At 69.6% G+C, this 23,904-nt stretch carries 18 protein-coding genes and 2 tRNA genes; 17 read left to right on the top strand and 3 right to left on the bottom strand.

The window, feature by feature from the left end:
* Positions 1-9 precede the first annotated feature (9 nt).
* The 5 genes from AB0K21_RS34010 to AB0K21_RS33990 are packed head-to-tail and all read left to right on the top strand — an operon-like array spanning position 10 to position 4,255.
* Positions 10-780 carry an SDR family oxidoreductase gene (locus AB0K21_RS34010; protein ID WP_343971442.1) on the top strand — a complete coding sequence of 257 codons (771 nt, stop codon included), beginning with the start codon at positions 10-12 and terminating at the stop codon, positions 778-780.
* The gene (locus tag AB0K21_RS34005) at positions 780-2,450 is read left to right on the top strand and encodes a CocE/NonD family hydrolase (RefSeq protein ID WP_343971439.1); all 1,671 of its coding nucleotides are present in this window, start codon (positions 780-782) and stop codon (positions 2,448-2,450) included. The genes AB0K21_RS34010 and AB0K21_RS34005 overlap by 1 nt, the downstream gene beginning before the upstream one ends.
* A complete protein-coding gene (locus tag AB0K21_RS34000; RefSeq protein ID WP_343971436.1) occupies positions 2,447-2,710 on the top strand; it encodes a hypothetical protein in 264 nt (87 codons plus the stop codon). The genes AB0K21_RS34005 and AB0K21_RS34000 overlap by 4 nt, the downstream gene beginning before the upstream one ends.
* Position 2,711: 1 nt before the next feature.
* On the top strand, positions 2,712-3,506 hold the full coding sequence (locus AB0K21_RS33995; RefSeq protein ID WP_343971433.1) for an enoyl-CoA hydratase/isomerase family protein: 795 nt from the start codon (positions 2,712-2,714) through the stop codon (positions 3,504-3,506).
* Positions 3,503-4,255, top strand: a complete 753-nt coding sequence (locus tag AB0K21_RS33990; protein WP_343971430.1) for an SDR family oxidoreductase — start codon at positions 3,503-3,505, stop codon at positions 4,253-4,255. The genes AB0K21_RS33995 and AB0K21_RS33990 overlap by 4 nt, the downstream gene beginning before the upstream one ends.
* A gap of 308 nt (positions 4,256-4,563) precedes the next feature.
* On the opposite strand, the gene AB0K21_RS33985 is transcribed toward AB0K21_RS33990, so the two are convergent.
* A tRNA-Leu gene (locus AB0K21_RS33985) sits at positions 4,564-4,649 on the bottom strand.
* Positions 4,650-4,813: 164 nt separating this feature from the next.
* Here AB0K21_RS33985 and AB0K21_RS33980 point away from each other — a divergent pair.
* The 3 genes from AB0K21_RS33980 to AB0K21_RS33970 all read left to right on the top strand — a co-directional run bounded on the left by AB0K21_RS33980 (position 4,814) and on the right by AB0K21_RS33970 (position 9,267).
* Complete coding sequence (locus AB0K21_RS33980) at positions 4,814-6,121, top strand: M20/M25/M40 family metallo-hydrolase (RefSeq protein WP_343971427.1); 1,308 nt, start codon at positions 4,814-4,816, stop codon at positions 6,119-6,121.
* A gap of 109 nt (positions 6,122-6,230) precedes the next feature.
* Positions 6,231-6,851: a hypothetical protein gene (locus tag AB0K21_RS33975; protein WP_343971424.1), complete on the top strand. Its 621-nt coding sequence runs from the start codon at positions 6,231-6,233 to the stop codon at positions 6,849-6,851.
* Between the two features lie 250 nt (positions 6,852-7,101).
* Entirely contained in the window at positions 7,102-9,267 is a 2,166-nt protein-coding gene (locus AB0K21_RS33970; RefSeq protein ID WP_343971421.1) for a chaplin family protein, read from the top strand.
* Between the two features lie 182 nt (positions 9,268-9,449).
* Here AB0K21_RS33970 and AB0K21_RS33965 read toward each other — a convergent pair whose 3' ends face one another.
* The gene (locus AB0K21_RS33965; protein ID WP_012895568.1) at positions 9,450-9,635 is read right to left on the bottom strand and encodes a DUF5703 family protein; all 186 of its coding nucleotides are present in this window, start codon (positions 9,633-9,635) and stop codon (positions 9,450-9,452) included.
* Positions 9,636-9,792: 157 nt separating this feature from the next.
* Between AB0K21_RS33965 and topA the strand changes: the two genes are divergently transcribed.
* The 9 genes from topA (at position 9,793) to AB0K21_RS33920 (ending at position 22,710) form a co-directional block, all read left to right on the top strand.
* Positions 9,793-12,444, top strand: coding sequence for a type I DNA topoisomerase (topA, locus tag AB0K21_RS33960; RefSeq protein WP_343971417.1), 2,652 nt, complete (start codon positions 9,793-9,795; stop codon positions 12,442-12,444).
* A 132-nt stretch (positions 12,445-12,576) separates the two neighbouring features.
* A complete protein-coding gene (locus AB0K21_RS33955; RefSeq protein ID WP_343971414.1) occupies positions 12,577-13,983 on the top strand; it encodes a metallophosphoesterase in 1,407 nt (468 codons plus the stop codon).
* Positions 13,984-14,162: 179 nt separating this feature from the next.
* On the top strand, positions 14,163-16,226 hold the full coding sequence (tmk, locus tag AB0K21_RS33950) for a dTMP kinase (RefSeq protein ID WP_343971411.1): 2,064 nt from the start codon (positions 14,163-14,165) through the stop codon (positions 16,224-16,226).
* A gap of 81 nt (positions 16,227-16,307) precedes the next feature.
* Positions 16,308-17,489, top strand: a complete 1,182-nt coding sequence (locus AB0K21_RS33945; protein ID WP_343971408.1) for a DNA polymerase III subunit delta' — start codon at positions 16,308-16,310, stop codon at positions 17,487-17,489.
* Positions 17,490-17,972: 483 nt separating this feature from the next.
* Positions 17,973-18,725 carry a hypothetical protein gene (locus AB0K21_RS33940; protein ID WP_343971405.1) on the top strand — a complete coding sequence of 251 codons (753 nt, stop codon included), beginning with the start codon at positions 17,973-17,975 and terminating at the stop codon, positions 18,723-18,725.
* Positions 18,722-19,876: a glycosyltransferase family 4 protein gene (locus AB0K21_RS33935; RefSeq protein WP_343971402.1), complete on the top strand. Its 1,155-nt coding sequence runs from the start codon at positions 18,722-18,724 to the stop codon at positions 19,874-19,876. The genes AB0K21_RS33940 and AB0K21_RS33935 overlap by 4 nt, the downstream gene beginning before the upstream one ends.
* 218 nt (positions 19,877-20,094) lie before the next feature.
* Positions 20,095-20,946 (top strand): regulatory iron-sulfur-containing complex subunit RicT, encoded by an 852-nt coding sequence (gene ricT / locus AB0K21_RS33930; RefSeq protein ID WP_343971717.1) that lies wholly within the window; start codon positions 20,095-20,097, stop codon positions 20,944-20,946.
* 126 nt (positions 20,947-21,072) lie between these two features.
* Positions 21,073-22,569 carry an alpha/beta hydrolase gene (locus tag AB0K21_RS33925; RefSeq protein ID WP_343971398.1) on the top strand — a complete coding sequence of 499 codons (1,497 nt, stop codon included), beginning with the start codon at positions 21,073-21,075 and terminating at the stop codon, positions 22,567-22,569.
* A 64-nt stretch (positions 22,570-22,633) separates the two neighbouring features.
* A tRNA-Thr gene (locus AB0K21_RS33920) sits at positions 22,634-22,710 on the top strand.
* Between the two features lie 175 nt (positions 22,711-22,885).
* On the opposite strand, the gene AB0K21_RS33915 is transcribed toward AB0K21_RS33920, so the two are convergent.
* The coding region (locus AB0K21_RS33915) for a tetratricopeptide repeat protein (RefSeq protein WP_364155775.1) at positions 22,886-23,904 on the bottom strand (1,019 nt) is incomplete at its 5' end.

Here is a 23,904-nt window from a genome sequence, read left to right as displayed (position 1 = left end):
GAGGAACGGATGACCATGGCAGACGGTGACGTGTTCGGCCGGCTCGACGGCAGGGTCGTTCTGGTCACGGGTGCGGCGAGCGGCATCGGCGCGGCCTCGATGAGGCTGTTCCGGGCCGTCGGGGCCGAGGTCATCGGGGTGGACCTGACCCCGGGAGAGGGCATCGTCCAAGCGGACGTCTCCGACCCGGCACAGGTCGCGGAGGTCGTCGACGGGGTGGTCGCCCGGCACGGCCGGCTAGACGTCGTCCACGGCAACGCCGGCGTCAACGTGCCCGGCCGCCCGCACAGCCTCACCGACGACGACTACCGCAAGGTGATGGGCGTCTGCTGCGACGCCAACTTCTACCTGGTGCGCTCCGCGGTCGGGCACATGCGCGCGCACGGGGGAGTGTTCGTGTTCACCTCGTCGATGTGCGGGGTGTCGGCGACTCCCCGCTCCCCGGTCTACAACATGGCCAAGCACGCTCTCATCGGCCTCGCCCAGTCCGTCGCCGTCGACTACGGCGCGCAGGGGATTCGCGCGGTGGCCCTGATCACCGGGCCGACGCACACCGGGATGGTCGACGAACTGTGGCCGCCGGGTCCGCTCCGCGACTCGCTGACCGCGACCACCGCCGTCGGACGGCTGGCCACCCCCGAGGAACAGGCCCGCGCCGCGGTGTTCGCCGCGCTGCCCGGCAGTTCCTTCCTCACCGGATGCAGTCTCACCGTGGACGGCGGCGCGACCGCCGGGTGGAACGAGATGGCCCGGACGATGCTCACTCTCAAGAAGGTGTGATGACGGAACTGGGACGCATCGAAGGCGGCGTCGAAGCCCCCATGCGGGACGGCGTGCTGCTGCGCGGCGACCTGTGGCGGCCCCCGTCCCCGTCCCCGGCCGTGGTGTTCAGGACGCCGTACGGCCGGCGGCAGATCAGCTCCGACACGCTGCACCCCCAGCACTGCCTCGCCGGAGGATTCGCCGCGCTGGTGCAGGATACCCGGGGCCGCTTTGACTCCGACGGCGACTGGCGGGCCGTCATGTGGGAGCAGGAGGCCAGGGACACCTACGACACGGTGGAGTGGGCGGCGGCACAGCCCTGGTGCGACGGCAACGTGTTCCTCGCGGGCACCTCCTACCTCGGCATCATCGCCTGGCTCGGCGCGGCCGAACGCCCGCCCCACCTGCGCGGCATCGCCCCTGCCATGACGACCGGCGCGGCGGCCGACACCCGTGACACCGGCGGCGCGCTGCGGCTGGACCACCTCGTCGGGTGGCTGGCCTACATGGCCGCCGACTGGCTGGGCCGGCAGGGACCGGACGCCGACCCGTCGCTGGTCGCCAAGGTCGCGTCGTTGATTCACGATCCGGGACGGGCGATGCGGCGGCTGCCGCTCGTGGGCATGCCGGAACTGGACCTGCCCGGATTCCCGATCCGGATCGGCGACCTGCTGGACGGACGGATCCAGGCCCTGCCCGACTGGGACCACGCGGCGGTGGAGGTGCCGACCCTGTCGGTGACCGGCTGGTACGACGTCTACGCCACCGCGACCATCCGCGGGCACCTGGAGATGCGCAGGCTGCGACCGGACCTGCGGCACGAGCTGATAGTCGGCCCCTGGGCGCACACCGGAGCCCTGTCCCATCTGCAGGGCGAGGTCAACTTCGGTGTCGCGGCCTCCGCCGCGGCCACCCGGCTGCCCGCCCGGCACCTGGAGTTCTTCCGCCGCTGCCTGGACGGATCGGACGGTCCCGCCCCCGTTCGGTACTTCCAGATGGGCGCGGACGAGTGGCGCACCGCCGAGCGATGGCCGCCGACGGAGGCCGCCGGGCACGCCCTGTACCTGACGGGGCCCGCCGCGCAGGGTAGGACGCCGGGACGGCTGACCGCCACGCCCGACACGGCGAACCCGGCCACACCGGACGGCTACCTCCACGATCCGGAGGATCCGGTGCCGAGCCACGGCGGGCGCGTCCTGCACCTCGGCCGCCTCGTCCCCGGGCCGCTGGACCTCAGCCGAACGGCCGAGCGACCCGACGTCCTCGTCTACCACGGCGACGTGCTCACCGAGGACACGGACGTCATCGGCCCGGTGCGGCTGAAGCTCACCTTCGCCACCGACGCGGCGGACGCCGACGTGATGGCTCGGCTGGTGGACCAGCTGCCCGACGGGCGGATGCTGCCGGTCGGCGAGGGGGTGATCAGGCTGAGCCGCCGCGACGGCCCCGACACCCCGGTGCCACGGGGAGAACCGGTCCGGCTGGACATCGATCTCGGGTACACGGCCCAGCGGTTCCCGGCCGGCCACCGGATCGGCCTGATGCTGTCCAGCAGCAACTTCCCCCACTACGACCGCAACCAGGGGGACGGGGAGCCGCCCGCCACGGCCGGACCGGGCACGCCGTCCACCCAGAGTGTCCACTACGGGACGTCGGTCCTCCTCCTGGGCGACGGGGCGCGCCCGTGACGCTGCGGCACCGGACCGTCCAGCGCTCCACCGACTGCGAGATCCACCACTGGACCGGCGACTCCGGTGACCAGTCCCCGATCGTTCTCACCCATGGCGCCACCCTCGATCACCGTACGTGGGAACCGCAGGCCGAGGCGTTCGCCGCCCGGTACCGGATCCTGCTGGGGGACGTCCGGGGCCACGGGAGCTCCGACTTCTTCAACAGCACCGTGCTGCGCTTCCCCGCCGAGCACGGACTCGACTCACCGGAGGACTGATATGACGATGTGGAGCCGGGAGGACGTCGACGGCGTCGCCGTCCTCACCTACCGAAACCCGCCACGCAACTTCCTCACCTTCGCCGCGCTCGAAGAACTGGACGCGGAACTCGCCCGGCTGGAGACCGCGCCGGACATCGGGGTTGTGACGCTGACCAGTGATGTCCCCGGCTACTTCATCGCCCACGCCGACCTGGACGAGCTCGCCGAACTCTCCCGGGGGCCGATGCCGCGGGCCAAGATCTGGTACACCGCGATGCGACGCGTCGAGCGGATCCCGCAGCCGGTGATCGCCGCGATCGACGGCCAGGCATGGGGCGGCGGCTTCGAGCTGTCCCTGGCCTGTACGCTGCGATGGGCCTCGACCGCCGCCCACTTCAGTCTGCTCGAGACCGCGCTCGGCATCATCCCCGGGGCGGGCGGCACCCAGCGGCTGGCCCGGTTGATCGGCCCCGGGCGGGCCGCCGACATCGTCCTCACCGGTGACGTCCTCACCGCCGAACAGGCCAGGGCCGCCGGATTCGTCGAACGGGTGCTCCCCGCGCCCAACTTCCAGGCGGAGGTTCTGCGGCTCGCGCGCGGCATGGCGTCCCATCCCGCCGCCGCCCTCGCCGCCGCGAAGCGCGCACTCGTCGAGGGTCCCCGGCTACCGCTCGCCGAAGGTCTCCGGCTGGAGGCCGCACTCTTCGCGGAGAGACTGGCCAGCCCCGAATCCAGGAGGCTTCAGGAAGCGGCGCGGCGCCGCTACGCCGAGGCGGCGGACGACGACGACATCTCCTTCGGAGACCGCCCGTGAAGACCGCGGTCATCACCGGAGCCGGCCGGGGCATCGGCCGGGCGACCGCGTTCACGCTCGCACGCGACGGTTACGCCGTCGCGGTCGGCTACCACCGGAACGCCGAGTCCGCCGCCGAAGTCGTCGGCGAGATCCACCGGAACGGCGGACACGCCGCCGCCTTCGCGCTGGATGTCGCCGATCAGGACCAGTGCGCGGAGTTCGTGCGCGCAGCGGGTGAACGGCTCGGGCCCGTCCGTGCGGTCATCTCCAACGCGACAGGATTCGGCTCCGCCTCGCCGTCCCTGGGGAAGGCACTCGAAACCCCCTGGCATACCTACGAGCGGATGTTCGCCACCCGCGTCGGCTCCCTCCTCGCCCTCGTGACCGCGGCACGTTCGCAACTGGCCGACGGCGGCCGGGTCGTGACGACCGTGAGCACCGGGACGAGCAGGCACGTCCCCGGTTATGCGGCGATCGCCGCCGCCATGGCCGCGGCCGAGAGCGTCGTCCGCTACCTCGCCGTGGAACTCGGCCGCGACGGCATCACGGTCAATCTGGTGAGCGGCGGTGTGGTGGCGACGGACGCGCTGCGCGAGATCAGCCCCGACCCGGAGCGCCTCCTGGCCGCCGCCGCGCGCGCCACACCGCTGGGCCGCGCCGGCTCCCCCGAAGACCTGGCCAAGGTCATCGCGTTCCTGTGCGGCGAGGAGGCCGGCTGGATCACCGGACGCTCCATCATCACGGACGGAGGAAACTCGCTGCGCTGAGCCATGACCTCACCCGCTGTACCGAGCCGGACGGTACCGGACGATCCTGCCGTGCCCGGCACTGCCGTACCGGTGCGGATCTGCTCGAAAGTCAAAGTCGGACGGTGTTCGGCGAGGACTCTTGGGCCGGCGGTGTCCGAATGGGCATTGACACCTGCGGACATGAGCCTGCCGGTGAGGGCCGGTTTCATCGCGATCGCGTACGGGACGCGCCGGGGAGCCGGATCGGTCCGCCGACGCTGACGACGATCAGGTCATGGAAAGCGCAAAGTGCGACAGATGGCCATCTGTCGCACTTTGTTCCTATGTGTCCGAGGGGGGACTTGAACCCCCATGCCCCGCAAAGGGCACTAGCACCTCAAGCTAGCGCGTCTGCCTATTCCGCCACCCGGACGTGGTGCCTGCACGTGGGACCGTCATCCCGCGTCGGCGGACTTAGGTTAGCAAACTCTTGAGCTTGCGTCATATCGGTTGGAGGGCGGGTAGGGACGGGGTGCCGGGAAGGAGGGTACGGCGGGAGGATGGGGGTGGAAGCCGTACCGAACTCAAGGAGTCCACATGGCTACGCTCAACGGTGAGGATGAGGTCGTCGGGCTGTGCCGCGACCTGATCAGGATCGACTCGACCAACGCGGGTGACAACTCGGGCCCCGGAGAGCGGGCCGCCGCCGAGTACGTGGCCGAGAAACTGGCCGAGGTCGGGCTGGAGCCGCAGATCCTGGAGTCGGACAGGGGGCGGGCCAACGTGATCGCCCGCATCGCGGGGGAGAACTCCTCGCGGGACGCGCTGCTGCTGCACGGACATCTGGACGTCGTGCCCTTCGACGCCGCCGACTGGGCCCACCACCCGCTCAGCGGTGAGATCGCGGACGGCTGTGTCTGGGGACGCGGCGCGGTCGACATGAAGGACATGGACGCGATGATCCTCGCGGTCGTACGACAGCGGCTCAGCGAGGGGCGGCGCCCGCCGAGGGACGTGGTGCTGGCCTTCACCGCCGACGAGGAGGCCGGGGGTCACTACGGCGCGCAGTGGCTGGTCGAGCAGCACAAGGACCTGTTCGACGGGTGCTCTGAGGCGATCGGTGAGGTGGGCGGGTTCAGCGTCTCCATCGACGAGGCGCGCAGGCTCTATCTGATCGAGGCGGCCGAGAAGGGCATCGCCTGGATGCGCCTGACCGCCACCGGCCGGGCCGGGCACGGCTCGATGCTCAACGCGGAGAACGCGGTCACCGATCTGGCCGAGGCGGTGGGCCGCATCGGCCGGTACGAGTGGCCGGTACGGATGACACAGACGGTGAGGACGTTCCTGGAGGAGACCTCCAGGGCGCTGGAGCTGGAGCTTGACCTGGACGACGCGGAGAAGACCGTCGCCAAGCTGGGGCCGCTGGCGCGGATGATCGGCGCCACGCTGCGCAACACCGCCAACCCCACGATGCTGGAGGCCGGCTACAAGGCCAATGTGATCCCCCAGGTCGCCACCGCGCATGTGGACGGCCGTTTCCTGCCGGGATATGAGGACGAGTTCTTCCAGACCGTCGACGAGCTGCTCGGCCCCAATGTGACCAGGGAGTTCATCTACCACGACATCGCCATCGAGACCGGTTTCGACGGGCCGTTGGTGCGCGCCATGGCCGACGCCCTCCTCGCCGAGGACCCGGGCGCGCTGGCCGTGCCGTACACGTTGTCGGGGGGGACGGACTTGAAGGCGTTCGGCCGGATGGGAATTCGAGGGTTCGGGTTCGCGCCGCTGAAGCTCCCCGCCGACCTGGACTTTTCCGGGATGTTCCATGGGGTGGACGAGAGGGTGCCGGTGGATTCGTTGCGGTTCGGGGTCCGGGTTCTTGACCGATTCCTGGACGGCTGCTGATCCGTTCCCGGGAAACCCGTTGCGTTGACTCCATGTGGTGCTAACGTGACTCTCCGTTGAAGGGTGGCCCGTGTCCAAGCGGGCCTGTCCAGGAGCTTTGGGAGGCCATGTGGCGCACGTGCCGCACGAGCAGTGGAGGGCGTCCTCGCCCGCTGCTCGACGCGTGCCCGTGGCCTTCTCCGTCGACGACACGATCCCCGACCGGGCCGACCGGATGGCGCGGTTCGCGGCCGGCGCCCGGCGGGGCATCAGGCAAGCCCTCGCCATCGGCGGTCTCCTGGCCGCCGCATGGCTGCTCGCGATCGTCTTCGGCTTTCTCAGTGCCACTCCCGCGGCCGCGGACGCCACCGCGGCGACAGGAGTGGCCCGCTCCCAGGCCTTCGACGCTGTCGCTTCCGGATCGGCTGCAAAGGTCGATGACTTCCCCACGGGTAGCGGCAAACCGTCGGCGACGGACAACGCCGAAGCCATGGCGGGGCGAGGTGTGGACGGGCTCACCAGCCAGTCCAAGCCGGGGGCCCCGGCACCCGCCACCGTCGACCACGGTTCTGGCACCAATGGATTCGTGCCCCAGAGCGGTGGTGGATCCGGCCTCTTCGGCTCGGGTCCGGGGGATGTCGCGTGGTTCGCCTACGACCCGCGACTGGCGACGCAGCGTGTTCCGCTGGCGTTCGTGCTCCCCCCCGTCGTCCGCACAGCGGCGGACGACCCTTCTTTCTCTCCTGACTGACACCGTCTCGTAGACCGGCCTGATCTCCTTTCGAGTGATCCGCCGGTCGCGGAGCCTGTCTCGATCCTCCGTCCCCCGGAGAGTCGCTCCACCGGTGAGCGGTGAGCAGGCCGACGAGTCAGCCGGTTCCCAACTCCTCGTGACGGCCCGCCTGGGCCTCCGCTGTGCGGGCCCTGTCCGGTCCTCGCATGGCACTCGCATGCCCTCACGAGGGCTTCAGGTCCCCCCGAGACTGCTAGGAGCTTCAATCATGCGTACGTGGGTTAGGGGCACCGCCCCTGCGGCACTGCTCGCACTGGGCGTCATGGCCATGGGCGGCGGTACCGCCTTCGCCGACACCGACGGTGACCACTCGATCGCCGGAGGAAACCAGGTCAATCTTCCGATCACCCTGCCGATCGACATCAGTGGAAACGCCGTCGCTGTGGCCGGGCAGTCGGCCGCCTCCTCCGAGGGGGGCGCGTCCGCCGAGAACAGCGGCGGCGGCGCGGGGGGCAACGAGACCTCAGGTCGGGGCAGCGTTCTGGGCGGCAACCAGGTGGTGGCGCCGATCACCGCGCCCGTCAACGCCTGCGGCAACGCGGTGTCGGTGATCGGCCGTTCCGAGGCGGGTTGCCGTGGCGGTGCCTCGGTGCGGAACCAGGGCGGGAACGGCGGCGGTGCCGGTGGCAACCGCACGAACGGTGATCACAGCATCGGCGGCGGCAACCAGGTGGTGGCGCCGATCACCGCGCCGATCAACGCCTGCGGCAACTCCTTCGCGATCTTCGGTGGGGCGACCGCCGGTTGCCGGGGTGGTGCCTCGGTGAGCGGTCAGGGCGGTGGCGGCGGCGGTGCGGGCGGCAACCGCACCTCCGGTCGGGGCAGCGTCCTGGGTGGTAACCAGGTGGTGGCGCCGATCACCGCGCCGATCAACATCTGCGGCAACTCGGTCGCCGTCGTCGGCGAGGCGTTCTCCGGCTGCGAGGGCGGTGCCGAGGTCGGCGGCGGCAGGCCCGGCGGGCCGGGGCAGCCCGGTGGTCCTGGGCACCCTGGTGGTCCTGGTCACCCCGGCAGGCCGGGGCACCCCGGTGGTCCTGGTCACCCCGGTGGGCCCGGGCACCCTGGTGGGCCGGGACGGCCGGGCGGCTCGGGGGAGCACGGTGGCCCTGGCAAGCCCGACTGGCCGGGTAAGCCGGGCTACGGCGGTCACGGCGGTCACGGCGGCTGGGAGCGGGGCCCGCGTCCGGGCGGTCCCGGCTCGGGGTACGGCCGGCCGGGAAACGACACCGATGGGCGCTTCGGAGCCGGCAGCGGTAACCAGGTGGTCGCGCCGATCACCGCGCCCGCCAACGTCTGTGGCAGCGCCGTCGGCAACGGCCAGGCGGGCTGCCCGGGCGGTTCGTCCGCGGGGACGGGCCAAGGCGGCGGCGGTGCGGGCGGCAACCGTACCTCCGGTCGGGGCAGCGTCCTGAGTGGTAACCAGGTGGTGGCGCCGATCACCGCGCCGATCAACGTCTGCGGCAACGCGGTCGCCGTCCTGGGTGGGGCCTTCGCCGGCTGCCAGGGCGGTGCGTCCGTCGGGACCGGTGGTCCCGGTGGCGGCGGTGCCGGTGGCAACCGCACGAACGGTGATCACAGCATCGGCGGCGGCAACCAGGTGGTGGCGCCGATCACCGCGCCGATCAACGTCTGCGGCAACGCGGTGGGCGTGCTCGGCCGGGCCGCGGCCGGATGCAGGGGCGGCACCTCGGTCTCCGGTGGTGCGGGTGCGGGGGCCGGTGGCAACCGTACCTCCGGTCGGGGCAGCGTCCTGGGTGGTAACCAGGTGGTGGCGCCGATCACCGCGCCGATCAACATCTGTGGCAACGCGGTCGCCGTCCTGGGCGACGCCGCCGCGGGCTGCCTCGGCGGCTCCCGCGCCGGAGGGCCGGGCGGCGGCCAGTGGGGCGGCCACAACGGTGGCCAGTGGGGCGGCCACAAGGGCGATCACAACGGCGGCCGCGACGGCTGGGATGGCAAGCCTGGCAGGAACAAGACCAGTAGCCTGCTGTCCGTCCTCCCCGCCGTTCCGGGGGTCGACGGCGAGACCGGTCAGGCGTCGCCGTCCGACGCCCGCGGTGCCCGGAAGGCGAGCCGGTCCCAGCTTCCGGCCGCCGGTCTGCCCGAGCTCCCCGTCATGCCCGCCACACCGGTGAGCAAGCGGGCCGCGGCGGCCGACAGCAGCTCGCCGCTGGCTCCCGTCACGGGCCTGACGTCCTCCACCCCGGCCGGTAACCTGCCGATCCGTGATCTGGGCCTGATGAGTGCCGCTCAGCCCGTCGGCGTGACCGGGATGAACGTCGGTTCCCTGGTCACCCTGCTGATCGGCGCGTTGGCCGCGGCCTCCGCGACCGTCTTCGGCACCACCCGTCGCATCCGTTTCGGTAAAAAGTAAGGCATTAGTCACCTATTAGGCATGCCTTCCTCAGAGCCACTGAGGAAGGCGCGCAGACGCCTCGACGGCGGCGAGACAGGATGACCGTGCCCGTGTGGTGCGGTGCTCGCTCGCCTGGCGAGGCACGGAAGCTTTGCCCGTCCCGGGGGCGCGGCCCGGGGCGGGCAAAGCCATGTCTGGAATCACATCGTCCTGGTCACACGTATGATCTTCCGGCGCAGCCGGACGTCTCGGCGGCCATCGGGATACAGTCGCAGACGGTCGAGCTCCCAGTCACCGTATTCTGCGTGTTCGGTCAGTATCTGGCGGGCTGCGTCCCGTGAGGTGCCACGCGGGAGATGGAGAACCAAGTAGGAGTAGTCCAGCACAGCGATTAGTCTCCGAGGGTGAGCTGAGGGACGTCGACACTCATAGGGCTTTATTCTGCGTCCTTGCGGCTTTCCTTGGGAGTGTTCCCGACTCAGATCGGGTAACCCGAGGGGAAGTAAACGGGGAACGAATGCGAACAGCGAGGTAGGAAGCAGCGTGCCAGCCAAGAACGGCAACGCCGGCGGAAACCGCCTGGTGATCGTCGAGTCGCCTTCCAAGGCGAAGACCATCGCCGGGTACCTCGGCCGCGGCTACGTCGTGGAGTCCAGCATCGGGCATATTCGTGATCTCCCTGAGAAGGCCGACGACATCCCCGAGAAGTACAAGGGGGAGTCCTGGGCACGCCTCGGCGTCAATGTGGATCACGAGTTTGAGCCGCTCTACGTCGTCAACCACGACAAGAAGGCACAGGTGAGCAAGCTCAAGCAGCTGCTCAAGGATGCCGACGAGCTCTATCTCGCCACTGACGAGGACCGCGAGGGCGAGGCGATCGCCTGGCATCTCCGCGAGGTGCTCAATCCCAAGGTCCCGGTGCACCGCATGGTGTTCCACGAGATCACCCCGCGGGCGATCCAGGAGGCGGTGGCCAATCCCCGCGCCCTGAACCTGCGGCTGGTCGACGCCCAGGAGACCCGGCGCATCCTCGACCGTCTCTACGGCTACGAGGTCAGCCCGGTCCTGTGGAAGAAGGTCAAGCCCCGGCTTTCGGCAGGGCGCGTGCAGTCCGTGGCGACCCGGCTGGTCGTGGAGCGCGAGCGCGAGCGCCTGGCGTTCACCAGCGCGAGTTACTGGGACCTGCAGGCGCTGCTCGACACCGGCGGCGACGAGGTTCCGCACGAGTTCACCGCCATGCTGACCGGTGTGGACGGAAAGCGCGTCGCCCAGGGCCGGGACTTCGCGAGTAACGGCACCCTCAAGAGCGCCGATGTGCTGCACCTGGACGAGCAGGCCGCCCAGGCCCTGGCCGGGCGGCTGGCCGGTGTGCCGTACAAGGTCAGGTCGGTCGAGCGCAAGCCGTACACCCGCAAGCCGTACGCGCCGTTCAGGACGACCACGTTGCAGCAGGAGGCCAGCCGCAAGCTGGGCTTCTCCGCGAAGTCGACGATGCAGGTCGCCCAGCGCCTCTACGAGAACGGCTTCATCACCTACATGCGGACCGACAGCATCACGCTGTCGGAGACCGCCGTCGCCGCCGCCCGCAGCCAGGCCATCAAGCTCTACGGCTCGGCCTATGTGCCCGACAAGCCGCGCGTCTACGCCAGCAAGGTGAAGAACGCGCAGGAGGCGCACGAGGCGATCCGCCCCTCGGGTGAGGAGTTCCGCACGCCGGGCGAGACCGGGCTGACCGGTGACATGTTCCGCCTGTACGAGCTGATCTGGCAGCGGACCGTGGCCTCCCAGATGAAGGACGCGGTCGGTGAGTCGGTCACCGTCAAGGTGGACGGCACGTCCAGTTCGGGGGAGCGGGTCGAGTTCAGTGCCTCCGGGCGGACCATCACCTTCCACGGCTTCCTGAAGGCCTATGTCGAGGGCGCGGACGACCCGTCCACCGACCGCGACGACTCCGAGAAGCGCCTGCCGAACCTGAGCGAGAACGACCCGCTCACCGCGTCCGCGCTGAACGTGCTGTCGCACGCCACCAAGCCGCCGGCCCGGTACACGGAGGCGTCGCTGATCAAGGAGCTGGAAGACCGGGAGATCGGCCGCCCCTCGACGTACGCGTCGATCATCGGAACGATTCTGGACCGCGGCTACGTCTTCAAGAAGGGCACCGCCCTGGTGCCGTCCTTCCTGGCGTTCGCGGTGGTCAACCTGCTGGAGCGGCACTTCGGCCACCTCGTCGACTACGACTTCACCGCCGACATGGAGAAGGTCCTCGACGACATCGCCAACGACCGGGCGGAGCGGGTGCCCGAGCTGCGCCGGTTCTACTTCGGCGTGGACGGCGGCGAGGGGCTGAAGGAACTGGTCACCGATCTCGGCGAGATCGACGCCAAGGAGATCAGCTCGTTCTCGATCAGGGGCACCGACATCATGATCCGGGTGGGCCGCTACGGCCCGTACCTGGACCGCGAAGGTGTCCGGGTGAACGTGCCGGAGGACCTGGCCCCCGACGAGCTCACCGCGTCGATGGCCGAGGAGCTGTTCTCCCGCCCGACGGGTGACCGGGAGCTGGGCAAGGACCCGGTGACCGGGCACGTGATCGTGGCCAAGGACGGTCGCTTCGGCCCGTACGTCACCGAGATCCTGCCGGTGGAGGCGCCTCCGGCCGAGGGCAAGAAGAAGACCAAGAAGGCCGACGCCCCCAAGCCGCGCACCGGGTCGCTGCTCAAGTCGATGTCCCTGGACACCGTCACCCTTGAGGACGCCCTGCTTCTGCTCTCGCTGCCGAGGGTGCTCGGGGTGATCGACGACCAGGAGGTCACGGCGCAGAACGGCAAGTTCGGGCCGTACATCAAGAAGGGCACCGACTCTCGTTCCCTGAAGTCGGAGGAGGAGCTGTTCACGGTCACCCTCGACCAGGCCAAGGAGCTGTTCGCCCAGCCCAAGACCAGGGGCAGGCGGGCCGCGGCCGCGCCGCCGCTGCGCGAGCTGGGCGAGGACTCGGTCTCCAAGAAGCCGATCGTGGTGAAGGAGGGGCGGTTCGGGCCCTACGTCACCGACGGGGAGACCAACGCCTCGCTGCGCAAGGGGGACGAGGTCGAGCAGATCACCACCGAACGCGCCGCCGAGCTTCTCGCTGACCGCCGCGCCCGTGGCCCGGCGCCCAAGCGCCCCCGCACCACCCGGGCCAAGGCCAAGGCCTGACGCCGCCGAGCCAGGGCACCTCGTACGGGGCCCTGGCCCATGGGGTCACCGCGCCCGCGGGGAACGCATTCGCCGTTTCGGGCGTTCTTCGGAACGCGCCGGGATGGCCGGTGGGCGCGAGAGGGAAGGCAAGTGACGATCGTGGGCTTCGTATCGCTGGTCATCTGTGCGATCACGGTGGTCCACTACTACCTGTGGCGTCGTCTGGTCCGCTCGACCACTCGGCCGGGGCGGACCCGCCGGGTGCTGACCTGGGTCATCGTCGGCCTGGCGGTGCTCGCCCCCGTGACGCTGGTCGCCTCCCGCAGTGAGTGGGGGCACTTCCTGGCGTGGCCGGGATTCTTCTGGATCGCGACGATGTTCTACCTCCTCGTGTTCCTGGTGGTCCTGGAGATCCCCAGGGCCGTGGCCCTGCTGGTGGTGCGCGGGGTGGAGCACCGGGCCGAGCGGCGCGGGGTGCCGCCGGGGGTGGCCGCCCGCCGTGCGAAACGAGACGCGCAGCCGGAGCTCGCCGTTCGATCCGAAACCGCCGTCACACCGGCGTCCGTGGCCGCCGTTCGTCCCGAGCACTCCCTCCGGTCCGTCTCGGTGGCCCGGACCGACCGTGGGGAGTCCGCGATCGGTGGGGTGGTGGTCGTACCGGGCCCCGGAGGCACGCCGCGCGACGGAGGGGCGAAGGACACGGCGGGCGGGCTGAGCAGGAGGCTGTTCATCGCCCGTACGGCGGCGGTCGCCGCCGGGGCGGGAGCGCTCGGCACGATCGGGTTCGGGATCAGGACCGCTCTCGGCGACCCGGTGATCGAGTCGGTCGGGGTGGTGCTGCCCAGGCTGGATCCGCGCCTGAACGGCCTGCGGTTCGCGGTTGTCAGCGACATCCACCTGGGCCCGCTCACCGGTACGGAGCACACCCGGCGCATCGTCCGCATGATCAACTCACTGGAGGCCGACGTGGTCGCCGTGGTCGGCGACCTGGTCGACGGTACGGTGGCCGAGCTCGGCCCGCTGGCCAGGCCGTTGAAGGATCTCGAATCCCGCTACGGCGCCTACTTCGTCACCGGCAACCACGAGTACTACACCGCAAACGGCCCGCAGGAGTGGATCGAGGAACTCCGCGAACTCGGCGTCCGCCCGCTGGGCAACGAGCGTGTGGAGATCGCCCACGGGGGAGCCGTGCTCGATCTCGCCGGGGTCAACGACGTCGGCGGTGTCGCGTCGGGTGACGGTCCGGACTTCGAGCGGGCGCTGGGGGGCCGTGACCGCTCCCGGTCCACGGTCCTGCTCGCCCACCAGCCGGTCCAGGCGGTCCAGGCGGCCACCTACGGGGTGGACCTCCAGCTGTCCGGCCACACGCACGGAGGGCAGATGGTCCCCTTCAACCTGATCATTCCGATGCAGCAGCCGGTCGTCTCCGGTCTCGGCGAGGTGGACGGCACCCAGGTCTACGTGACGCGGGGCGCGGGTTTCTGGGGGCCGCCGGTCCGGGTGGGCGCCCCACCCGAGATAACCCTGCTGGAAGTCCGGAACGAGAAGCCTCGGTAGTCCGGCACCGATCGGGAAGGGGACGCATCACTGGGAACACGAGCATCTGACGCTTCTTTTCGGGTGTGACACCTGCGGGGCACAGGGCGGAGGCATTACCCTCGTGCGACGGGCAGCCGGGCGTTCTCGCCTGGCTCATGTTCTCCCCAGCCCAGCGAGCACCTGGATACGCTGACACTATGACCACCCTTGGCCGGAGCACCACGCGACGCAAGCCCCCCCACGTGCTGGCCAACACCCCGTTCCGCAAACTGTGGACGGCGATGTCGGTGTGCAGCCTCGGAGACTGGCTCAACCTGCTGGCACTGACCGCCCTGGCGGGCAACCTCACGGTGGGGTCCGGCTACAAGGTCCAGAGCCTGGCCATCGGAGGCGTCTTCGTGGCGAAGATGCTCCCCGCCATCCTGCTGGGTCCGCTCGCCGGCGCGTTCGCCGACCGGTTCGACCGGCGGATGACGATGTTCTTCTGCGACTTCCTGCGCTTCGCGCTGGTGCTGTCGATCCCGCTGATCGGCAACTACCAATGGGTGATCATCGCCACCTTCCTGGTCGAGTGCGTCAACCTCTTCTGGGTTCCGGCCAAGGACGCCACGGTGCCCAACCTGGTGCCCAAGGAGCGGCTGGAGGAGGCCAACCAGCTCAACCTCCTGGTCACCTACGGGACCGCGCCGGTCGCCGCGCTGCTGTTCGCGGTGCTGTCGGTCGCCGACGACGCCCTGGGCAACCTGGTGCCGTTCTTCGCCCAGCGAGAGACCTACCTGGCGCTGTTCATCAACGCGCTCGCCTACCTGGTCTCGGCCTTCATCATCCTTTCGCTCAAGGACATCCCGAAGGCCGGCGCGCGGGCCGCGACCTCCACGCCGTCGGTGCTGCGGCAGATCTTCGAGGGCTGGCGGTTCGTCGGCGGTAACCGGCTGATCCGCGGCCTGATCATCGGCATGCTGGGTGCGTTCGCCGCCGGCGGTGCGGTGGTCGGGGTGGCCAAGATCTACGTGGGCGCGCTGGGCGGCGGCGACGCGGCGTACGGCGTGGTCTTCGGGGCGGTCTTCGTCGGCATGGCGTCCGGCATGTTCTTCGGGCCGAGGCTGCTGAGGGAGCTGTCGCGGCGACGGTTGTTCGGCCTGTCGATCGTGGTGGCCGGGGTGGTCCTCGTCGCGATCGCGCTCGTCCACAACCTGGTGATCGTCGTCCTGCTGACCGTGTTGCTCGGCGCGTGCGCGGGAATCGCCTGGATCATCGGTTACACGATGATCGGGCTGGAGGTGGACGACAACCTGCGGGGCCGCACGTTCTCCTTCCTGCAGTCGCTCGCCCGGGTGACCCTGCTGCTGGTGGTCGCGGTCGCGCCGACCCTGGCGGGCCTGTTCGGTGAGCGGGAGATCAGGGTCGGGCAGGAGCCGGTCTACCAGTTCGACGGCTCCAACCTGGTGCTGCTGGTCGGCGGGTTGCTCGCGGTGGCCGTCGGGACCGTCGCGCTACGGCAGATGGACGACCGCAGGGGCGTCTCGATCGTCGCCGACCTGATCGCCGCGGCACGTGGGGAGCGGTTCGCACCCGAGAGCGCCGAGCAGGCACGCGGGATGTTCATCGCCTTCGAGGGTGGTGAGGGGTCGGGCAAGACCACCCAGTCCAGGCTGCTCGCGATCTGGCTGCGCGACCAGGGCTTCGACGTCGTACAGACCCGCGAGCCGGGCTCGACCAAGGTGGGCATGCGGCTGCGCGCGATCCTGCTCGACGCGGTGCACCAGGGGCTGTCCGCGAGGTCGGAGGCCCTGCTGTACGCGGCCGACCGGGCCGAGCATGTGGAGAAGGTCATCCGCCCGGCCCTCCAGCGGGGCTCCATGGTGATCTCCGACCGGTACGTCGACTCGTCGCTGGCCTACCAGGGCGCGGGCCGGGCGCTGGACATCGAGGACGTCAAGAGGATCAACGGCTGGGCCACCGGCGGGCTCGTTCCCGATCTCACCGTGCTCATCGACACCCCGCCGTCGGTGGGGCTGGCCCGGCTGGGCGGGGCCGCCGACCGCATCGAGTCGGAGCCGCTGGAGTTCCATGAGCGCGTCCGCCGCGAGTTCCGGGCGCTGGCCGCCGCGGAGCCGGATCGCTACCTGGTCGTCGACGGGACCCTGACCCAGGAACGGATCTCCTCGCTCATCTACGACCGGGTCCGCGAGATCATGCCCGACCCGGTGCCACAGGAGTCGGAGGACGTCACCGGGACCATCCCGGCGATTCGCGACTGACCCGGTGCCTCCGTGAGCCGTGAGCGGATCTGTGAGGCTCTGCCCCGGCGACGCGACCGGCACCGGCGGTAGGTTGGGTCCGTGGGAGTCTTTGATGATCTTGTGGGGCAGGAGCGGGCCGCCGTAACGCTCCGCCGGGCCGCGGCGGCCGGTGCCGACCTGCTGGCCGGGGGGCGCGGTGCCGGGATGACTCACGCGTGGCTGTTCACCGGGCCGCCCGGGTCCGGGCGTGAGGAGGCCGCGCGGGCGTTCGCCGCCGCGCTGTTCTGCCCCGAGCAGGGGTGCGGCCACTGCGACATGTGCCACCAGGTGTCGGTCGGCTCCCACCCGGACCTGGAGATCGTCCGCCCGCAGGGACTCTCGTACGGCATCAAGGACACCCGCAGGCTCATCCTGCGCGCGGCCGGGGCGCCGACGCTGGGCCGCTGGCGGGTCGTGCTGTTCGAGGACGCCGACCGGGCGACCGAGGGGGCGTCCAACGCGCTGCTCAAGGCCATCGAGGAGCCGCCGCCGAAGACCGTCTGGCTGCTCTGCGCGCCTGCTCCGGACGACATGATGATCACCATCAGGTCCCGTTGCCGGATCGTCACGCTCGTCACCCCGCCCACCTCGGCGGTCGCCCACGTGCTGGCCACGCGCGAGAACGTGCCGCCGACGATGGCGGAGTTCGCGGCCAGGGCCGCCCAGGGGCACATCGACCGCGCCCGCAGGCTGGCCCTGGACGAGGAGGCGCGCTCGCGTCGCGAGGCGGTGCTGTCCATCCCCCGGTCGCTCACCGGCGTCGGGGAGTGCGTGATGGCCGCCGAGCGCCTGGTGAAGACCGCCGAGGACGAGGCCGCCGCGGTCACGGCGGTGCTGAACGAGGCGGAGATCACCGAGTTGCGTCAGGTCTACGGCGAGGGCTCCACCGGAAAGGGGCTCAACAGGGGGCTGATCCGCGGCGGTGCCGGAGCGCTCAAGGATCTTGAGGACCGGCAGAAGTCCCGGGCGACCCGCACCAAGCGCGATGTCATCGACGCGGCACTGCTCGACCTGGTGGCGTTCTACCGCGACGTGCTGGCCGTGCAGTTCGGCGCACACGTGGAACTGGCCAGCGAGGACCGCCGCGCCGATCTGGAAGACCTGGCCGGGGCCTCCACCCCGGAGGACACCCTGCGCAGGATCGACGCCGTCATGCGCTGCCGGAGGCGGCTGGCGGCCAATGTCAGCCCGCAGATGGCCGTGGAGTCGATGACTCTCTCGTTGCGTCAGCCCCGGCTCTGATCCGCCTTGACGGGAGGCGACCCGGAGGCGGTTTTTACGTTATAGGCTGAAATATAGGAATTGGGCAGACCGGAACCTGTGAGGCGATCGGCGGGCCCTATGCCGGGGGCGGCAGGCAGGCGGACGTGTGCCACCGCGATGGCCGGGAGGTTTCCGGCCGGCGGGCATGGATGGTTCGGAGGCGCACATCGTGGTCCGCTGGGGACCGGAGTTCGGGCTGATCAACTTTGGCCGATATCGGACACTTTGGAGTTTCCGGTAACCCGGCGTGACGGATATCGGCTGGTGAAGGACCGCGATCGTCGCGACTGTGCATCTCCTGCCCACCTTTTTCCGATTAGATGGAACCATTGCTCGCTAAATCACCTCAAAGCATGAGTGTGGGTCGTTAGGATTCACGGGCAAAAATCAATGCTTTTGTTATAAAACAACAGGAAGTGTCCTGCTCTACGGGGATGAGCAGCGAAGGCCGGGGGAATTTCAGTGAGCACCGAGGCACGCCACCGGGTGGTCCCGTCCGTGGGCGGGCGGGCCGTCACGAGCCGGGTAGGCGATGACGACACGCTGAGGATCGAATGGTCGGCGCCGACGGACGTGGAGATCGTCCTGCGGCATATGGAGACCGGTGAGGAGTGCGGGGCGGCGGACCTGACGGTGCTGGCCCCGGGACTCTGGATGGCCTCGTGCCGGGGCGAGCCCGTCGCCACCGACGACCCGGGGTTCTCACTCGACGGGCTCTGGTCCTACGCCGAGACCCGCCGCAACCGGGAGATCAGGGCGTTCCGCACCTCCCTCGGCACGCTGGGCCTGCGGGTCCGCGAGGTCGAACCGTACATCGAGGTGATCCGGGTGACCGCCGACGAGGGAGTGATCGCCGTCGAGGGCTCCGTCGCGTACGGTGACCCGATCCGGGGGGAGGCCCGGCTTGTGGCGGTGGCCCGCCGGGGGCCGGAGCCGGTGAGCGGGCCGGCGACGTTCCAGGGACGGTGGTTCGAGGGAGCGATCGAGATCGCGCCGATGGCCGAGGCGCAGGTGCGGCGCCGGGTCTTCTGGGACCTGTACGCGGAGATCTCCGGGATCCGACTGCCGCTGGCGACCCGTCTTGATGACATAACGGACAAGAAGGTCAAAGTTCGTTTTCCTGCCCAGCGTGTCGGGCAGGTGAGGGTCCGCCCGTACTACACCGAGACCGACAGTCTCGCCGTCGCGCTCAGCATCGAAGGGGAGAAACCATGAAGATCTCCTTTCTCATTCTCAACGCCTACGGCATGGGCGGCACCATCCGCGCCACCTTCGACCTCGCCACCGCCATGTCCGAGCGGCACGAGGTCGAGGTCGTCAGTGTCTTCCAGCACACCGACACCCCCTTCCTACCGCTGAGCTCCCGGGTCAGGCTCCGTTCGCTGGTGGACCTGCGGGAGGGGGCCAGGGTCCGCTGGCCGTACACGAAGAGGGCCGAGCGGCTGGGAGCGCGGGAGAGCGCGCTGATCCACCCCGAGGAGCGCGCCTACGCGTCCTTCAGCGCCTGGAGCGACGAGGTCCTCGTCCGCGAGCTGCGCAGGCTCCGCAGCGATGTCCTGATCACCACCCGCGCGGGTCTCAACATCATGGCCGCGAGGTACGCCCGCAGGAAGGTCGTCACGATCGCCCAGGAGCACCTGCACTTCGAGGCGCATCAGCCTGGGATCTTCGAGGAGATCCGGACCTGGTACCCGAAGCTGGACGCGGTCGTCACCCTCACCGAGGCCGACGAGCACGACTATCGGAACATGCTCAACGGGTCGCCCACCCGGGTGTTCACCATCGGCAACGGGCTGCCCGGAGGACCGCGTCCACGCTCCAGGCAGGAGAACCGGATCGTGCTGGCCGCGGGCAGGCTGGTGCCGGTCAAGGGGTACGACCGGCTGCTGAAGGCGTTCGTCCGGGTGGCCAGGGAACGTCCCGACTGGAAGCTGCGGATCTACGGCGAGGGCCGGGTCGGCGACAAGCTCATCAAGCAGGCGGTCAAGCTGCGGCTGCACAACAACGTCACGTTCATGGGTCCCACCGGTGACATCGAGGGCGAGCTCGCCAAGGCGTCGATCCACGCGGTCAGTTCCCGCTTCGAGGGCTTCGGCATGACCATCATCGAGGCGTTCGCCTCCGGGGTGCCGGTGGTCAGCTTCGACTGCCCCCGTGGACCTCGCGAGATCATCACACCCGGGATCGACGGACTGCTGGTCCCCGCCGACGACGTGGACGCCTTGGCCGACGGGTTGATCCAGATGATCGACGACGAGGAGGGCCGCCACAGGATGGCCAAGAACGCCCTCCAGACGGCCCGGAGCTACGACATCTCGACGATCGCCGAACGCTGGGAGAAGTCCTTCGCCCAACTCGGCCGCTGAGCGGCTGCCCGGGGCCCCGGCCGTTGACGGGCCCCGCGCCGACAGACGACTCTCTCCCCGTGGGCTGTTCGAAAGGGAGCAGTGCTCGTCCCCGGAGCTCCAGCCACCGGGTTCTCGATGGGGCGGCCCGTGTTCACCTCTTGGCGGCCCCGCGCTCTGCAGGGTGCGGAGCGTAGGGTGAGCACGAGCCGTACCCCCAGGTTTGGAGCCATATGGGCATGATCATGGCGGTGAGTTTCACCCGCTACGGCAGGCTGTACTACCTCGACCCCGGCGAGCACAGCCCCAAGGTCGGCGACAAGGTGCTGGTGCCCACCGAGGCCGGACCCGAGGTGGCCGAGTGTGTCTGGGCGCCGCAGTGGACGAGCGAGGAGATCGGCGGGCTGCCGCTGTGCGCGGGCATCGCGACCGAGGAACACCTGACCCGCGACGAGGGCAACAAACGGCGCCGCGCGGAGGCCCGGAGCGTATCCAAGCGCCTGATCAAGCGGCACACGCTGCCGATGAAGGTCGTCGGCGTCGACTACCTGGACGCGGAGAACGTCTACACGGTCTACTTCTCCGCCCCGCAACGGGTCGACTTCCGCGCCCTCGTCCGCGACCTGGCCCGCAACCTGCGCGCCAGGGTGGAACTGCGCCAGATAGGCCCGCGCGACGAGGCCCGCCTCCAGGGCGGCATCGGACCCTGCGGCCGCGACCTGTGCTGCGCCACCTTCCTCAAGGACTTCGAGCCGGTCTCCGTCCGGATGGCCAAGGACCAGGACCTGCCGGTCAACCCGCTGCGCATCGCGGGGGCATGTGGGCGGCTGATGTGCTGCCTGAAGTACGAGCACCCCCTCTACCTCGACGCCCAGAGCAGGATGCCCCGGATCGGGCTGAAGGTCGACACCCCCGAGGGCGCCGGGACCGTCGTGGGCCGCAACGTGCCCTCGGACTCCGTCGTGGTCCGCCTGGAGGACGGCGGCCGCCGCTGCGCCTGCCCGTCGGCCTCGGTCTGCTCCCCGCGCAAGCAGCACGACGAGGCGTACGGCGGCGCGGTGCGGGTCGCCGAGAGCGGGCCGGAAGGGTGACCGACCGGCTTCCCGTCACGGGGTTTCGGCGCGGGCGTAGGATTCGACCGTTCAGCCTCTCCGCGTGTCGGCCCCCTTGCCGGATCCGCGTGTGACCCGACCTACGGACTACGGAACGGACAAGGCGTGAGATCCCGTGTGACCGCCGTACTGGCGGCGGTGGCCCTGCTCGCGAGCGCGTGCACCGGCACCGACGTCCCCGCCGACGCCAGTGGCGGCACCGGAGCCGGCCGCGGTGTGGCGGGAGCGGCTCTCGGCTGGAACGAGTGCGAGGACGGTTTCGAGTGCGCCAAGCTCGCCGTACCGCTCGATCACAGCAAGCCGGACGGTGAGAAGATCGAGCTCAGTGTGATCCGGCTCCCGGCCTCGGGGAAGCGGATCGGCTCGATCCTCCTCAATCCCGGCGGGCCGGGTGCCTCCGGAGTGCAGTACGCGCGAAGTGCCCGCACCGCGGTGAGCGAGGCGGTTCGCGAGCGCTTCGACGTCGTGGGCTTCGACCCGCGCGGGGTCGGCGAGTCCGCGCCCGTCCGGTGTCTGTCGCCGAGCGAGCTGGACGTCTTCGTCGGCCTCGACAACTCGCCCGACTCACCGGGAGAGGTCACCGTGCTCAAGGAGGGGGCGCAACGGTTCGCCGCCGGATGCGAGACCCGATCGGGCAGGCTCCTGCCGTACGTCGGCACCGCCGACGCCGCCAGGGACATGGACCTGCTGCGTGCCGCCGTCGGTGACTCCCACCTCACCTACCTCGGCAAGTCGTACGGCACACAGCTGGGTGCCGTCTACGCCGATCTCTTTCCCGACCGGGTCCGCGCCCTCGTCCTGGACGGCGCCGTGGACCCCTCGCTCGGCCCGCTGGAGCTGAACACCGCGCAGGCACGCGGTTTCGAGGTCGCCCTCGACGCGTTCCTGGAAAACTGCCTCGCGGCCACCGACTGCCCCTTCCAGGGCTCCGTCGCCTCCGCCCGTGCGGAGATCACCGAGCTGCTCCGCAGGGCGGACACCGCCTCCCTGACCAACAGGACCGGCGACGACCGTACGGTGACCGAGGCCTGGGCCATGCTCGGTGTGATCACCCCGCTCTACGACCGGCAGGCATGGCCGGTCCTCCGCCAGGCGCTGGCCCAGGCGCTGAAGGGTGACGGCACCGTCCTGCTCCGCATGGCCGACCTGCTGGTCGACCGTGGGGAGGACGGCGAGTACACCAACCAGACCGAGTCCAACCTGGCGGTCAACTGCGTCGACAGCGTCTACCCCCAAGACCCCGCCGCCTACGCCGAGGCGGCCGAACAGGCGGCCAGGGTCGCCCCCCTGTTCGGCGCGTACGTCATGTGGAGCTCACTGCCCTGCGCGTACTGGCCGGTCAAGGCAGGTGCCCGGGAGAAGATCGACGCCCCCGGAGCTCCGCCCATCATGGTCGTCGGTACCAGACGCGACCCCGCCACGCCCTACCAGTGGTCAGAGGCCCTCGCCTCCCAGCTCTCCTCCGGTGTCCTCGTCGGTTTCGACGGAGACGGCCACACCGCCTATCTGACCGGCTCGGCGTGTGTGGATCGCCTGGTGGACGACTACCTGATCGATCTGACCGTCCCCGCCGACGGAACCCAGTGTCCGAAGATCGGCTGATTCCGGTGCGCGGGAAGGCCCTGGGAGCCTGTAGACTGCCGTAAGTCGTGGTGAAACACGGCACGCCGCCTTAGCTCAGTCGGCCAGAGCACTTCACTCGTAATGAAGGGGTCTGGGGTTCGATTCCCCAAGGCGGCTCCAGCTCAGAGGCCCCCACCGGGTTCCGGTGGGGGCCTTTTGCTAACACCCTTGCTAACAGCACTGTGGACCCGGCGTTTCTCCCGTGACGGAGCTAGTGTCGGAAAACGGCTGCTTAACAAGCACCCCTAAGTCGGCATATCAGACGCCGCTACCATGATCATTTCGAGCGCCTAGCTTACCGAGTGCCGCCAAGATTTTTTCGCATCATTCGTGTGAGCGGGTGATCTGCCCCAAGCGCCCGCTCGCTGTCGGCCAGTACCTGCTTATACAGGGCGAGCCCTTCTGTTACCCGCCCTGCCAGCCCATAGGCTCCGGCGAGGTTGTGCCGGTTGGTCAGGGTATTGGGGTGGTCGGCGCCCAGTACTCGCTCGCTGTCGGCCAGTACCTGCTCATACAGGGTGATCGCTTCTGCAATCCGCCCTGCTGACCGGTATGTGTAAGCCAGGTTGTGGCGGCTGCTCAAAGTGCCAGGGTGGTTAGCGCCCAACACCCGCTCACGATCAGTCACCACTTGCTGATACAAGGTGATCGCTTCTCTTATCTGCTTCGCCGATTGGTAAGCGCTGGCGAGGCTGTGCCGGTTGGCCAGGGTGTTGGGGTGGTCGGTGCCTAGTACTCGCTCGTTGTCGGCCAGTACCTGCTCATACAGGGTGATCGCTTCTGCAATCCGTCCTGCCGATTGGTAAGCGCTGGCGAGGCTGTGCCGGTTGGCCAGGGTGTTGGGATGGTCGGTGCCTAGTACTCGCTCGTTGTCGGCCAGTACCTGCTCAAGCAAGATGACCGCTTTTTCTACCTGCTCTGCTGATAGGTAAGCGTTGGCGAGGTTGTGCCGGTTGGCCAGGGTGTTGGGGTGGTCGGTGCCTAGTACTCGCTCGTTGTCGGCCAGTACCTGCTCAAGCAAGATGATCGCTTTTGTCGTCCGCCCTGCCGACCCATGGGTATAAGCAAGATTATTGCGGCTGGTCAGGGTGCGGGGGTGGTCGGTGCCTAGTACTCGCTCGCTGTCAGCCAGCATCTGCTCAAACAGGGTGATCGCCTCTGCAATCCGCCCTGCCGATTGGTAAGCGCTGGCGAGGTTGTTGCGGCTGGTCAGGGTGTCGGGGTGGTCGGTGCCTAGTACTCGCTCGCTGTCAGCCAGCATCTGCTCAAACAGGGTGATCGCCTCTGCAATCCGCCCTGCCGATTGGTAAGCGC

The organism is Streptosporangium sp. NPDC049248 (assembly GCF_040678965.1).
GTDB lineage: Bacteria > Actinomycetota > Actinomycetes > Streptosporangiales > Streptosporangiaceae > Streptosporangium > Streptosporangium fukuiense.
The sequence above is the reverse complement of the archived record's forward strand: the minus strand, read 5'-3'. Positions and strand labels throughout refer to the sequence as shown.